The 14,423-nt window shown below is 62.2% G+C and carries 12 protein-coding genes; 6 read left to right on the plus strand and 6 right to left on the minus strand.

Going from position 1 to position 14,423, the window contains the following annotated elements:
- Position 1 precedes the first annotated feature (1 nt).
- The 5 genes from tagF (at position 2) to QZ409_RS06150 (ending at position 5,777) form a co-directional block, all read left to right on the plus strand.
- Positions 2-724: a type VI secretion system-associated protein TagF gene (gene tagF / locus QZ409_RS06130; protein WP_296707941.1), complete on the plus strand. Its 723-nt coding sequence runs from the start codon at positions 2-4 to the stop codon at positions 722-724.
- The gene (locus QZ409_RS06135; RefSeq protein ID WP_296707946.1) at positions 708-1,499 is read left to right on the plus strand and encodes a protein phosphatase 2C domain-containing protein; all 792 of its coding nucleotides are present in this window, start codon (positions 708-710) and stop codon (positions 1,497-1,499) included. The genes tagF and QZ409_RS06135 overlap by 17 nt, the downstream gene beginning before the upstream one ends.
- A gap of 2 nt (positions 1,500-1,501) precedes the next feature.
- Positions 1,502-3,268 carry a serine/threonine-protein kinase gene (locus QZ409_RS06140; protein WP_296708454.1) on the plus strand — a complete coding sequence of 589 codons (1,767 nt, stop codon included), beginning with the start codon at positions 1,502-1,504 and terminating at the stop codon, positions 3,266-3,268.
- A 61-nt stretch (positions 3,269-3,329) separates the two neighbouring features.
- Positions 3,330-5,102: a caspase family protein gene (locus QZ409_RS06145; RefSeq protein WP_296707949.1), complete on the plus strand. Its 1,773-nt coding sequence runs from the start codon at positions 3,330-3,332 to the stop codon at positions 5,100-5,102.
- A 9-nt stretch (positions 5,103-5,111) separates the two neighbouring features.
- On the plus strand, positions 5,112-5,777 hold the full coding sequence (locus tag QZ409_RS06150; protein WP_296707952.1) for a DUF4384 domain-containing protein: 666 nt from the start codon (positions 5,112-5,114) through the stop codon (positions 5,775-5,777).
- A 21-nt stretch (positions 5,778-5,798) separates the two neighbouring features.
- On the opposite strand, the gene QZ409_RS06155 is transcribed toward QZ409_RS06150, so the two are convergent.
- Entirely contained in the window at positions 5,799-6,161 is a 363-nt protein-coding gene (locus QZ409_RS06155; RefSeq protein ID WP_296707955.1) for a DUF4280 domain-containing protein, read from the minus strand.
- Between the two features lie 133 nt (positions 6,162-6,294).
- On the opposite strand from QZ409_RS06155, the gene QZ409_RS06160 reads away from it, so the two are divergent.
- A complete protein-coding gene (locus QZ409_RS06160; protein ID WP_296707956.1) occupies positions 6,295-7,356 on the plus strand; it encodes a DUF4424 family protein in 1,062 nt (353 codons plus the stop codon).
- 9 nt (positions 7,357-7,365) lie between these two features.
- Here the strand turns inward: QZ409_RS06160 and QZ409_RS06165 are convergent, their stop codons facing one another.
- From QZ409_RS06165 to QZ409_RS06185, 5 genes are all read right to left on the minus strand, one after another.
- Positions 7,366-9,228 (minus strand): caspase family protein, encoded by a 1,863-nt coding sequence (locus QZ409_RS06165; protein WP_296707960.1) that lies wholly within the window; start codon positions 9,226-9,228, stop codon positions 7,366-7,368.
- Between the two features lie 152 nt (positions 9,229-9,380).
- Entirely contained in the window at positions 9,381-10,442 is a 1,062-nt protein-coding gene (locus QZ409_RS06170) for a formylglycine-generating enzyme family protein (protein WP_296707962.1), read from the minus strand.
- 28 nt (positions 10,443-10,470) lie between these two features.
- Positions 10,471-10,902: a DUF4399 domain-containing protein gene (locus tag QZ409_RS06175; RefSeq protein ID WP_296707965.1), complete on the minus strand. Its 432-nt coding sequence runs from the start codon at positions 10,900-10,902 to the stop codon at positions 10,471-10,473.
- Between the two features lie 35 nt (positions 10,903-10,937).
- Complete coding sequence (locus tag QZ409_RS06180; RefSeq protein WP_296707967.1) at positions 10,938-12,161, minus strand: DUF4399 domain-containing protein; 1,224 nt, start codon at positions 12,159-12,161, stop codon at positions 10,938-10,940.
- Between the two features lie 153 nt (positions 12,162-12,314).
- On the minus strand, positions 12,315-13,970 hold the full coding sequence (locus tag QZ409_RS06185) for a hypothetical protein (RefSeq protein WP_296707970.1): 1,656 nt from the start codon (positions 13,968-13,970) through the stop codon (positions 12,315-12,317).
- Between the last annotated feature and the right edge of the window lie 453 nt (positions 13,971-14,423).

Here is a 14,423-nt window from a genome sequence, read left to right on the forward strand (position 1 = left end):
CATGCCGCTAAGCCGCGCCCTCTTTGGCAAAGTGCAGACGCGCCGCGACTTCATTGCGGTGGAGACGCCGCGCGCCTTTCTGTCCGTCTGGGAGCAATGGCTGCAAAATGGCGTCGCGGCGAGCCGGGAGGCCCTGTCGCGCGGCTGGAACGAAGCCTTCCTGACCGCACCGATCTGGCGGTTCTGGCTTGGCGAGAATATTTGCGGCGCGACGGCCATGGGCGCAATCATGCCGTCGATGGATGGAGTCGGCAGGTATTTTCCTTTGACCTATGCGGCCTTCGCCGAAGGGGAGGCGAGTTTGGCGCCGCCGGAAGCGGACGCGCAGCCGCTCTGGTTCGACGAGGTCGAGACATTCCTCCTGTCCACGCTGGAAAGCCGCGATCACGACGCGCTGCTTCGGTCGTTCAGAGATGTTGCGCCGCCCAGGATCGTGGCCACGGACGCCCCGCGAGAGCGGCTGGTCCGGCTTGGCCGCGCCGCGAGCATGGTCGCGGTGGACGACGCCCTGGACGACTTGGCCTTCGAGCGCAGTTTCGCCTCATGCCGCGAGGCGGACGCGGCGCGCGCCGCCGCCTCCTCGACATTCTGGTGGACGGCGGGCGGGGAGGGTTACGAGCCCTGCGCGCTCGCCTGCCTGAACATGCCGTCGCCTCATCTTTTCGCTGCGATGCTCACGGGTCGTTTCCAGCAGGGAGCGCCGCGCGTTGAAGCCGGACTCTGACCTTGCGTCCATGTTCGAAACGGGCGGCGCCACCCATCGCGGCCGTGTGCGCGACAGGAACGAGGATGATTTCATTGCGCGTCCCGACGTCGGCCTTTGGGCGGTGGCGGATGGCATGGGCGGTCATATGGCGGGCGCCTTCGCCAGCAGGGCGGTCACGCGCGCCTTGAGCGAGGTCGAGCGACCGGCGAACGCTTCGGCTCTGTTGCAGTCCTGCGACGCAAAGATCAGTCTCGCCAATGGCGAAATCCGAAGCTTCGCACAGCGCAATGGCGGGGCGATCGTCGGAACCACCGTCGCGGTCCTGCTGGCTTTCCCTGAGCATTTCGCCTGCATCTGGTGTGGCGATAGCCGCATCTATCTGGTCCGACGAGGCGTCCTTGAACAGATCTCGCGGGATCACACGGAATTCCAGGAACTGATGGATCGCGGCGCGCTGGCGCCCGGCGAGGCCGAAAACTGGCCCAATCGCAATGTCCTGACGCGCGCCATCGGCGTATTCGAAAAGCCCGAGACCGAAATGAAGGATGGCGCATTGCAATCCGGCGACGTTTTCGTGCTTTGCAGCGACGGCCTCACGGCCCATGTCGAAGACGAGGAAATCCTGAAGATCGCGGGGCGGCGGCCCCCGGAATCGGCCTGCCACGAATTAATCGATCTGGCCCTGTCGCGCGGCGGCAAGGATAATGTGACGGTCATTGTCATGAAATATAATCCGGACGGCACGCGCAGAATGTCCGCGCAATTGGGCGCCGCGCAGGCAAGGGCGGAGTGAGTATGGCATTCGGGTCGTCCTCGGCGCTACCGAGGGGCACGCAGCTCAATGGGATTTATGAGATCGACGAGCCGTTGGCGACCGGCGGCATGGGCGAGATCTATAGCGGCCACGCCATCCAGACCGGCGACAAGGTCGCGATCAAGCTGATCCGCGCCGAGCTCGCCGAGGATGAAGCCGCCCTGGCTCTGTTTCGCCGCGAAGCGTCGGCCTTGCACAGCATCCATCACGAAGCGATCGTGCGCTATTTCGTCTTTTCGATCGATCCAACCTTGCAGCGACCCTATCTGGCGATGGAGTTCGTCGAGGGCGAGCCGCTTTCCGATATTCTGCGCGACGGCCGCCTTGCCTTGGCCGATGTTCTAGCTCTGAAGACGCGGGTCGCGTCCGGGCTTCATGCGGCGCATCTGGCGGGAATTGTTCATCGCGATATCGCGCCCGATAATATTCTCGTGAAAAATCACGATTTTTCATCCGCGCGGATCATTGATTTCGGCATTGCCCGCTCGACCAAGCCGGGCGAGGCCACGGTCATCGGCAGCGGCTTCGCCGGCAAGTTCAATTACGTCTCGCCCGAACAGCTTGGTCTATACAATGGCGAGGTCACCGCCCGTTCCGACATTTATTCTTTTGGCCTCGTCCTGGCTTACGCCTGTCTTGGCAAGCGCATCGACATGGGCGGGTCGCAGGTCGAAGTGATCGAGAAACGTCGCGCCGTTCCCGATCTCCACGGCGTTTATCCAGAGATGCGGCCGCTGCTGGCGCGCATGCTCAGTCCAGATCCAGCCCTTCGTCCGCAGACCATGCTCGAGGTCGCGACTTGGACGCCCCGCGCCAAGGCGCCGGCCGAAGAGCGGACCATGATCAAGCTGCCGCCCACGGCGCAAGCGGCGGGCAAACTCGTATCGTCATCGGCGCCTCAGCTGGCGATCGCCGTCGGCGGCGACAGTCTTTGGCCGAACAGGGGACGCCTCCTCGGTGGCGGCGCTCTGCTGCTCGCGATTGCGGCCGCCGGTCTTGTCTACCATTTCGCCAGCACCGGACCAGCGCCAAAGCCCATTCCTGCGACGGTTCCGGAAACGGAAAGAAAGGACGAGGCCGCTGCGCCGACGTCACCTCCGCCGCCGCCGGGACAGCAATTTGCCGGGGCCGCGTCGGCCGATGAGATCCGGGACTTCATCGCGCATTACCCTTCCGGCGACTGCACCTTTCTTGCGCCGGTGAAGGTGACGGGCGCCGGCGCTCAGGTCGATGGCGTCGGCGTCGACGACAAGGCCTTCGTCGCCTTCGACAAGGCCTTCAAGACCGTCACGCGGGTGGAGGCGGATATAGCTGTCCGGGCGATCGCGCCCGCGCAATGCCCTGCGGTTGATTTCCTGACGCGCAGCGGCGGCAGCGCCATGGATGGGCCGAAGCTCTCGTTGCGCAAGGCGTCGATACGGAGCGGCGACGTGCTGACGGGCGATATCGCGAGCGACCAGCCTCATCTCGAACTTGTCATCGTCGATGATGACGGACGGGTCTATAATGTCACGTCGCGAATGCGCGGGGAGGGGGCCAACCGCGTTTTCGCGATGCGATTGCAAAAGGCGGCGGCGGCGGCGCGTGCCCATCCGATGCTGCTCCTTGCAATCGCGAGTCCGACGCCGCTGACATCGCTCGCCATCAAGGAGCCGATGGAGGCCAAGGCTTTCTTTGCATCGGCGGCCTCAGAACTCGAAGGTTTGACCGGCGTTAAGACGTCGATGGCTTATTTTCAGATCGAATAGCCCGCCCGACCGGCGAGCCGAGAGATGGACGGATCGACCAGGATGAAACCAGGACCGGGCCATGAAGCCGCTCGTTGATCTTGCCCTTAGCGCCGGAGGCCTGGCGACGCGCGCACGCGGATCGGCGATGGTCTGTTGTCTGGCGCTCGCCTGTCTTTTTGCGGACGCCGAAGCCAGGGCCGCGACGCGCGCGCTCCTTATCGGCGTCGACGCTTACCAGCATGTCCAGCCCCTGCGTGGCGCGGTCGCTGACGCGCGCGATGTGAAAAAGGCCTTGCGTGGAATCGGCGTCGAGGATCTTCGCCTCCTGCTGGATGACCAGGCCAGCCGTGCAAACACGCTCGCGGCTTTCGAGGCGCTCGCCACGGCGACCCGTCCGGGCGACACGATCTTCATCACTCTGGCCGGTCATGGCGCGCAGGAGCCTGAGCGCATCAAGGGATCGGAACCCGATGGAATGGACGCGGTCTTCCTGCTGCCATCCTTCGATCCAAAAGATCCCGATGGCGCGTCGGAAAAAATTCTGGCGACGGAATTTAATCATTACATCAGGAAAATCGAAGCGGCTGGCGGCCGGGTTGTTTTTGTCGCCGATAGCTGCTCGGGTGGCGGACTGGCGCGGGAGGTCGATCCGCGCGGGGCCGAGATGGTCTATCGAACGGTCAGATATGAGCCGATCAAGGACCATCTTGTCAGCGTAGCCGACCGCGAGGACGCGTTCGCGTCCATGAATGATTTTCGCCACTCGATCTTTCTTGCCGCCGTCGACAAGAAGTCGCGCGTCGCCGAGTTGAAGATCGCGGGCGCCGGCTATCGCGGCGCGCTTTCCTATGCTTTTTCGCGCGCGCTCGAGGGCGCCGCCGATGTCGATGGCGACGGCAGGATCACCGCAGACGAGATCTTCGCCTATGTGCGTCAGGTCGCGCATCAGCTCAGCAATCAGCGTCAGGTCGTCGTGCTGGAGCGCCCGGCCCAGCAGGACCCCCGTCAATATGTGGTGGCCGAACTGACGCGCGGCATTGCGGTTCGCCCGTTCGCGGCTGCGGTGTCTCCCGGTGAAGGCCTTGTGATTTCGTCTGCGGATCCTGATCAGGACGACATTTCGCCATCGCCCGGCGCCGGCGCGCCGGTCACGGCCGCCGCCCCGGCGTCCGGCCCGCCGGCGGTCGCTCTGGTCGCGACGCGGCCCGGTCCGAACCGCGCGCCGCCCGGCGCCATGGTCCGACTGGCCTCGCTGGACGGCCAGAACGCCGCGCTGGTCGCTGTGGCGCAGCAGGGGCAGGTCGCGCTCGTCGCGCCAAACGCCAATCCGGATCTGGTCTGGGACCCGCGCACGCATGATGTTCTTGCGGGGGCCGATGTTATCGCGCGAAATATTGATATTTCGGACCTTTCAGGCGTTGTCGAGCGCACGATGGTTCTCGAATGGCTGAAACAGCGGGCCGCCAGCGGAGCGCAGACCGTCAGGCTGCTGCCGGGCGATAATCTGCATGCGAAGGGCACGCATGTTGAAATTGAAGTTAGTGATTTAACAGGGCGTTATCTGGTGTTGTTCAACCTTTCTGGCAACGGAAATGTGCAGCTGCTCTATCCGCTCGGATCGGATCCGCCCCAGCGCATAGACCCGAAATATTCCGTCGCGTTACAGGTGCGGGAGCCTTTCGGCGCCGATCTGATCGTGGCCGCCACCGCCAATCAACGGCTAAGCGAGCTCGAGCGCCTGTTGCGCCAGTCATCGCGCAGGATCAGTCCGCAGAAACTCGCCGATGTTCTTTCAAGGGACGAATCGCAAGGCCTTCGACTTGGATTTGTCGGTCTCTTCACCTCACCCTGAAGCCGCGCCATGTGGAAATGCTCATCCTTGCTCGTCTTGTGGTTCGGTCTGGCGCCGGCGCTGTCGGTCGCGGCGGAGCAGTCGGAGGGCCTCACGCGCGCCGTCCGCGTGATCGCGCCGGAGCCCAAGGCGCTCGATGAAGGGACGCCGGAAGGGCCAGTGCCTACGCCGCCGGAACAGCCGCGACTGGCCAATAGCGCCGGCTTGACGCTCGAGATCTTGCCCGGAGCGGCAACGTCCATCGGGACTCGTCTGAGTTTTCGGGTCGGCGCGAGAAAGAAGGGCTATGTGATCCTTGTCGATGTCGCGGCGGATGGGAAATTGACGCAGATCTTTCCCAATGTTCTGTCGCTGGCCAAGACCGACGGGCGCAGTCCCGAAACGAACGAAATACCCGCTGGGCGGCAGATCAACATTCCCGCGCAAGGATCGAAAACCTATGAATTTGTCGCCTCGCCGCCGAGAGGCGTCGGATTGGCGATGGCGATCTTCAGCGAGACGCCGCTCGAACTGGTCGACCTTCCCGACGTGCCTGCCGATCTCGCCGGCAAAACCGGCGAGGCCGAATTTGTCCGCGACGCCGCCAATGGGCTCAAGATCCTCGCCGCCGATCAGACCGCAGGCTTCCAGGATCCGAAATTCTCTTTCGAAGCCCGCTATTATGTCATTCGCTAGTTCTGGCTAATCGACGTCGAACTAATCGACGTCAACCTGGACCTGCCCGGCGAATTGAATCATGATGACGCCGCCGACCGCACAAGGCAGCACGTCGCAATCGCGCAAATTTGGAAAGCCCTGAATGGTGTTGGTGGGCGATCCGGGCGACCATGGCCCTATCGTGGCCGGGACGCATGGGGTCGGGACGCCCAGCGCGGCTGCGGTGAGCGTCGCGCATACGCCGAAGGGCGTGATATTGGCGATCGGCGCGAAATCCATGATGGTCGCGGCGAGCTGGCTGGAGCAGAAAACCGTCTGATTGCTGGTGCCAAGGATCGGCGTCGGCATGGCTCCCATGCTGCAGTAACACATGCCGAGTTGGTTGATGACCTGAAGCGGCATATCAGATCCGATCTGATTGCTTTGCGCGTGGGCCTATCATAGCCTCGAATTCCGGCGATCGGTAGTGCCGCTTGCTTCCCGAATTCGTGAGGCTGCGACATGTTTGGCCGTCGTCGAAAGCGCGGGAGAGACGATGCGGTATTTGACTGCGGCCGGACTGCTCCTGCTTGCCGGGCCGTTTGCCTTGCTGACGGCGCCCGGCGCATCGGGCTCGGAATCGCTGATCGAATTGCCCACGGGAGGCATCGCGTTTTCGAAATTGTCCGACCGGGCGTCATTCGCCCTGGAATCGGAAAATATCGTCATTACGCCGACCAATGTCGCCATCAGCTACGCCGTCGCCAACAAGGGCGCCGCGCCGCTCGAAATGGTGCTGGAGTTTCATTTCCCCGATCTCGACTTTTCCGATCCTGACGCCCAATACGCAATCCCGGGGTCGGATCCGGTCAATTTCCTTGGGGCTTCGCTCCAGATCGACGGCAAGCTTGCGAGTTTCTCCTTTACCCAGAAGGCGCTGCTCGACGGCAAGGATGTGACAGCTGTTTTGCGTCAGTCCAAAATCGCGCTCGCGCCGGTCGGCGCCTTCCAGAACCAACTTGCCGCTACGCCGCAAGCTTTGCGCGAAAAGCTTTCCAGCCAGGGTCTGATCGTGGAGTCCGGAGCGTCCGTCGATGGCCAGCCGTTGTTTTTCCCGTCCTGGACAGTGACGACCAACGCCACGCGAAAGGCGGTTGTGCCGCCGATGGGCGTGGCGAGGATCGATCTGAACTATCTGACCAGCCTTGGCGCGAGTCCCGATACAGCGCTCAGGAAGGCCCTGCGCGAGCAGAAAGGCCTTGAGGCCGAGGTCAAGGCGAAACGCGCGACCTATTGCGTCGACGACGGATTTTTGGGAGGTCTCGACAAATTGGCCGGCGCTGACGAAGCGAATGCAGGCGGCGTGTCGGAAATGCGCATTTGGCTGCAAATGAATCCGGCCGCCGCGCCGGCTGCTCATTTCAAACTTGTTGTCGACAAGGCGAAGGACCGGCGCATCGTCTCCTTCTGTCAGAACAATCTGAAAAAGGCCTCGGCGACGTCCTTTGAAATGCGAAGTGACAATTACACTCCGGCGCCCGAGCTCAGGGTGCTGTTGATCGAAAGACGCGCCAATCGTCCTGTCGAGCCCGGCGTGGCGGGGCCGCCGCCCAAATAGCTCTCCCCCTTACCGGCGCAATCCGCCGCCGGTCGCCTGGAGCTTGACGACCTGTTCGGCCGCGCTCTTGCGCGCGGATGCGCAGGTCGCTTTCAAGGCGAAGTCTTTCAGAGCCGCGAGGTCGTTCTTGTCGATCTTGTTCAGGGTCTGGCCTTCGTCGGCGCAGATCTTCGCCTCTGTGGGCGCCAGCTCCGCCAGGATCTTGTCGATCGATTGGGCGAGACCGGGGCAGGTAACCTGCGCCTTGAGTTTTTCGAGGCCATCCTTCTGCTTCCTGGCCGAAAGGCGATTGAAATCAGCTGTCTCGCGGGCGCAGTTTTCGTCTTGCTTCTCCCGCGCCGCATCCTGTTCGATCTGCTGCCGCTTTTCCTGTTCGAGCGCGGCGAGCCTCGTCCGAACCTTTTCAAGGCTATCCGCTTCGGGTTTTTGACTGGAAAGGCGCTCGGCGGCCAAGGCTTCCGCCGCGCGCTTCTCGGCGGCAAGGCGCTCCTGTTCGCGTTTCTCGGCCGCCAGGCGTTCCACCTCCTGACGAATGCGTTCGCGTTCGGCCGTGGCGAGCCGTTCGGCGTCGATCCGCTTCCGCTCCTGCGCCTCGGCGGCGAGGCGCTCGGCTTCCTTTTTGTCTTCCTCAAGCTTCAGTGCGGCCAGACGCTGCTTGACCAGCTGTTCGGCGGCCAGTCTTTCGACTTCTTTCCGCTCGTTCTCGAGGATTTGCGCGGCCTGACGCGCTTTTTCGAGCTCTTCCTGTTCGCGCTTTTTGGCTTGGAGCGCCTCGGCCTGCCGCCGTTCCGCTTCCAGGCGCTCCTGTCCCTGCCGGGCTATCGCCAGGCGGTCGATTTCGGCCTGTTCCTGATCGCGCTTTTCTGCCGCCTGCCTTTTCGCTTCGACTTCCTGGAAGCGCCGGCGCTCGGCTTCGAGAGCGGCGATCTGCCGGTTCATCTCTTCGCGTTCGCGCCGCACGCCTTCGAGCACATAGATACGGTTCTGAGCGTCGTTCACAAAAGGCGATGACGGAAACTTCGTAATGAAGTCATGGAGCTCGGATTCGCTCGCATTGGCGCCGATGCGACGCCAAAATCGCGCATCGTCGTCGCGCGTGTTGAGGTAAAAATCCTGCAGCAGCGAGATCGACAGTTCCGGCCTTTGCTTGCCGCCGGTCTGTTCATAAACGTCTTGGGCGACCCGGCGGAAGAGCGTCGCGATTTCAAGGTTTGGCTCCTTGAGGCGGCGAATGAGCGCTGACGAGAAGGGACTGTTGCGGCCGGATCCATCCTGCGCGACCTGATCGGCCTGGGTGGCGTAGGCGACGACCATTCCCTCGGTGCGGTCCAGCCGCGCCAGACCCCGGGTCAGCTCGACGGCTCTGGTCAAGCCGGCGGAGCGAACGATCAGTTTGTCGGACAGAGGATTGTTGCGGCAGGCGTCGAGGATCATGATCTTCACGCCGCTTGCCGCGCCGAGCGCGTCACGCACTTTCTCGATCGACAAGGTATTATATCTCAGACTGACTTCGTCTTCGAGATTGGCGTCGATCGGCAGAAGATAGTTCTGTCCCTTGAATTGCAGACCGTGGCCGGCGAAAAAGAACAACGCCACATCCGCGCCCTGGGACTTCCGCTCGAATTCCTCCAGCGCGGAGTCCAGAGCGCGCATGTCGGCGTTGGTCGCGGAAATGACGTCGAAATTCAGCCCGCGCAGCGTCTCCGCGAGATCGTGGGCGTCATTGGCCGGGTTGGAGAGTTTGGTGACGTGGGCATAGGCGGAATTGCCGAGAACGAGCGCGACGCGCTTGTCGGCGAATGCCGAAAGGCTGAAAAGCGACCAAAGCAGGACGCTCCAGGCAGCCAGCGCGATTTTGAATCCCGCGTTCATGTCCCCAAATGTCCCGTTTCAGCCTCGAATTCTGGTGAATTGGAAACGTTTCAGAATACTACCAAAGCCGATCGCGGCATAGTCGCCATGAATTCGCGCGGCGCAAGCTTTGTTGGGAAGGTTACCGGGCCGGATCGCCAGTCGCGGCGATGCTATTTCTCGCGCACCACGCGAAATCCATTGGTGTAATAACGCACGTCAAAATCATATTTGAAACGCGATGCGGATCGCAGATAGCGCGGATCATTGTTGAATGAGCCGCCGCGCAGCACACGCTCCTGGCATTGCGGCCTGGTCCAGGCGGAACCGTCCGTCGGCGCGGATTTATAGGAATCGTTCCAGCAATCCTCGACCCATTCGGCCGCGTTTCCCGACATGTCGTAAAGATTGAAGCCATTCGCGGGGAATGAGCCGGTGGGAATGACGCCATTGTTCTTCGGGTCGTTGCAGCCGGAGCAATTGGCTCGGTTCGGCTCCATTTTGTCGCCCCAGGGATAGGTCGTTCGCGTTCCCGCGCGCGCGGCATATTCCCATTCGCTTTCACTCGGCAAGCGATAGGCCTTGCCCGTTTTCTGTTTCAGCCATGCGACATATTTCTGGGCGTCGCTCCAGTCGAGATTGGTCACCGGAAGCGAACCGGACGTCCCGCCCTGACGCGGCGGCGTATAGGCGCAGCCGCCCTCCGCGACGCACGCGCCCCATTCATCGACGGTGACCTCGCGCTGACCAATATAAAACGCATTGCGAATCGTCACCTGATGGACCGGGCCCTCGAAGGGGAACATCTCCGTCGATCCCATATTGAAGACGCCGGGCGGGACGAGCACGAGCGGCGGGCATTGCGGGCAGTCGCTGACGGTGGCGGAGGGGGAGGACTTGTCGGCTTGCTGCGCGGCGGCTTCCGGCTCCTGTTTGGCGGGGGGAGTCTGAGCCGGCGGGCGACGGCCCTTCTTCTGGAGCTCCTGCAGACGGGCCCGGGCTTGCGCCGCAAAGAGACCGTCGGGATAGGCGTCGAGATAGATCCGGAAATCATCGGGGGATTCGCTGCCCTTGATGTTTTTCCAGAAACGAACCTCCAGAGAATCTTCCGGCTTTGCCTGCGCCAATAAAATGGCGGAGCGCAGGGCCTTGCCAGCCGCGACGGAAAGCGGCGCGGCTGCGCAAGACGGCGACGCAAGAGCGGTGGAAATCACGATGTAAGCAAGGAGCGCCATGATGACGTTCCTGATGAACGCCGACGAACTAACGCACATAGATTGTGATCTTCTTCGACATGACGGGCGGCTTATGCGGGATGTGATTTTGATCCGCCAACAGCAGTTGCAGTGTGTGTGGCCCCGGAGGCAACGTCAACACAACTTCCGTTTGTCCATTGCCAAGGTGAATGTGATTGTAATCCGATGGAATGGGCTTGGTGAGGTCGACCATATCCGTATCGACCAGCAGATGATGATGTCCCGTGTTGGGCTTGTCGACGCCCGCTGGCGCTACGCCCATTTCCTTCAGGCCGATGCGGACGGTGAAACGCTGCGGCACATGAATGCCGTCGAGCGGATAATGGAAATAGGCGATCGCTCCCGGTGGGGACGGCGTTTCCGCGACGGCGTTCAGGGCCGGGCAGGCGTAAAAAGCTGCGACGCCCATCGCGACTGCTGCAATTCTTGGCAAGTTCATGAAATTGGCTCCTGAACCGGGGCGGCGGCCAGAAATTATCTCCGCCGATATTTTTTGTGCTTTGGCCCCATGACAATCACTTCGATCCGTTCCGACACGACCGGCGGGTCATGCGGGACATGCCGATAGTCGCCGAGGACCAGTTGGAGCGCATGTTTGCCTGGCTTCAGTGTGATCTTCTTCTCGGTTTGGCCGGCCCCGAAGTGCAAATGATTGAGGTCGCTGGGGATCGCCTGGTCGAGCGCAGGCGGCGGCGCGTCAATCAAAAGGTGATGATGGCCGGTGTTCGCCTTGTTCACGCCCGCGGGCGCAACGCCCATGTTGCGCAATCCGAAACGGATGGTCGATGACGGGTAAATTGTTTCGCCATTCCTCGGATAGATGAAATAGACGGCGGCGTCCGGGGGCGAGGGCGTCCGCCCTGCGTCCGTTGGCGATGCGCCCGCGGCATGGCCTTCGTCGGCGGCAATGACGTGAATGACCTTGGACATGACCGGCGGGTCATGAGGCACATGCTGGTAGTCGCCCAGCAGCAATTGCAGCGTATGGGGCCCAGGCGCGAGGGTCAGCGTCGTTTCAGTCTGCGCACGGCCAAAATGCATGTAATTAAGATCGCTCGGGATCTCGCGATCGAGCGGCGGCAGCGGCGCATCGATGATGAGATGATGGTGGCCGGTTCCCGGCGCATCCGTTCCCGCCGGCGCCAAGCCGATGCCGGCGATGCCGAATTTCACGACGGATTTGGTCGGAATTTTCGCGCCATCTTCGAGCCCGACGAAAAAGACGCTGGCGTTGGGCGGCGAGGGCGTGCGCGCTTTCTCGACGGAGGCGGCGTCGACATGCACATGCAGAACTTCCGACGCCACGGGCGGATCATGCGGGAAATGGGCCCCATCGCCGAGCAGGAGCTGCAAGGTATGATCGCCGGCTGGAAGGATGATTTCGCCTTCCGATTGCCCCCGGCCGAAATGCAGGTGGTTCGGATCGCTCGGGATCGGCGCGTCCAGCGACGGCAGGGGGCTGTCGATCAGCACATGGTGGTGGCCGGAGTTGGGCTTGTCTGTTCCAGCGGGTGAAATCTCGATGTTTTCCGCGCCAAAATGAACTGTGAAATGCGACGGAACTGTCGCTCCGTCGGCAATGCCGGTGAAGAATACTTTGGCGTTCGGAGGAGCGTGTTCGCGCTTGTGCTGCTGTTCTTGCGCGAGCGCAAGAAAACCCGGAAAAAACAGGCAAATGACGCAAATGAAACTACGCATTAAATGAGGTCTGAGCATATCATTCCCTCATTGAAAAGTAAGTCCGAGTACAAGCAAAATGATAATCAAACCGAGCGAAAACACAATGAAAAACGATGTTGTTAGCGCGGCTTGAAGCCCCTGCGCCACTATTCGCGATCACGAATTCGTCATTTACCGTCCCTTTGTCTTGCCCTGTGGCGTCATGGCGTCGAGTTTCGAGGCGTCGGTCGCAGCGGATGTATCGGCCATCAGCCCGCGATAGCGCACCGGCGCATAGCCGCGGGCGAGAAGCGACCCCAATGGATAGACATTGCGGCAGACCTTGCCATTGCAGCCGCCGGTCGATGATTCCAGCACCTCAGCCTTCTTGTCGGGCGTGAAGCGCACGAACAGCATGACATGCGAGCCCGGCTTGTTCAGCGCATCGCCGGGCAGCATGTCCCAGCCGCTGGGCAATTGCCGGGTGATCGCCGGAATGGCGATGGTGGTGAAATGCGTCGATAGCCCCCAGGCCGCGCTGACGAAGGCCGAACAATCCACGCCCGCGACGTCGGGGCGCGGATCGTTGCGCGTGCAGACGTTTCCGGCCAGCTTCCCTCGCCCGATCGACGACGCGAAACTGGCCAGGCTGCCGTGGCACCCCCAGCAATAGGGCACGCCGACGACCTGCTGATTGACCTTCCCATGCAAATAGCCCGGGCGGCGGATGCGATTGAAGCCGGAACAGGACGTATCGGGGTCGTTCCCATAAGAGGATGGATTGACGCGCCAGCGCACATTGGCGAACTCCATGCCGGTCTGAATAACCTGCTCGCGCGACAGCGGCCTGACGCCCGCATGGGCCGCCTTGAGCTTCGGAACGTCGGTAAGGTCGAAGCCGGCGCTTCCTCCGCCGCCCAGATCGATGATCTTGCCTTTGGAAATCTGCCGAAACCCGACGCCGAGCACGTCGCTCGCGCCTTTTCTGTTGCGGAGAAAATAGACGTCGCCGTCCGGCGAGATCGCCACGAAACGGCGGGACAGGCCGACATTTTGCGTCAGCGGCAATTCATAGACGCCCTCGATCCGGCCGGTGGGCGAAAATCGTGCGACGAAAACATTCGGCGCATCCGATCCAACGGCCGGAATATTTTCCGCAAAGACGAAAAACCGTCCCTGTCGGTCTATGTCGAGCAATTCAACCGCGCCGAGACGGTCGCGCACTTGAAGCTCCAACCGTCCCAGAGACTCGGCCGCCTTGCGCGGAGCGACTTCGATCCTCACGCCGGAATCGCCGCCCAGCGCCGAGAAACTGGCGACGACGGGGCCGCGTCCATGTGAGGCGATGACCTGCTTGTTGCGATCGGTCGATTGCAGGCTGCGCGGCGCGCCCGACGTGGGGTCGGGCGCGTCGGCCAGATCCGTCGAGCCCATTTGCGCGAAGGTGGATGTGATCGCTTCATCCGGCGGTTCGGCGGAGCGGGTGATCGACAGCCCTCGAACAGGCGCATCCTCGCGGCCCGTCGCCTGCAAGGTGACGACCTTCCCGTCCCAGACATGAATATCGCCGTCGGACACGATGAGATCCGTCGGCGCAACGCCTTCGGGAAGCTCCAGAGACTGCGGCTTGTCTTCCGGTCGGGCCGGGTCGAATTTCAGCACCCGGCCGTTCAACTGGTCGAGAAGGTAGATCTCCCCGCTGTCGCCGGCATAAATCGCCTGCGGCCCTTCCAGTTCGGCGTCATCGCCGGCATCGGCGGACAAGCCGACGCTCCCCTGGTCGGCGCCGCTGCCGAAACTCTTGGCGACGCTCACCTGACAATGGCCCGGCGATGCGATCGCCGCCATAGCCAAGGTCGCCATCGGCAAGAGCGAAAGGCAAATGTCTCGCGGAGAAAACGGCATGGCGACCTACCCGGGCTACCGACCGAACGCCGATAAGCTTGATCCTTCAGAAGCGGCGTTGCAAGAGCGCAGGTTCAAGGAGAGCTGGCTCGGCGCGCGTTGATCAGGCTGATCGAAGCTGGCGCGCTGCGCCGCCTGAGCCCGAAGAAGCGCCATAAATGCAATTGTAGCGATTTCGTTCCGCATTTCACGAAATTGCGTTGATTTTCGGGAACAAGACTCGCCATCCTACGGTTATTAAATACGGCAGAGCTTCCCCGGGGGATGGGATGATTGGCAAATCGGGCATGTGGGGACCCGTGACCACATCGGGAGGCGCATTGATTTGCGCCGCGGTCCTGGCCGGGTGGTGGTTTGCCCGGACGCCGCACTCCATTTCGGTCGCGCCCCCGCAAC

The sequence above is a fragment of the Rhodoblastus sp. genome, assembly GCF_019449565.1.
Taxonomy (GTDB): domain Bacteria; phylum Pseudomonadota; class Alphaproteobacteria; order Rhizobiales; family Beijerinckiaceae; genus Rhodoblastus.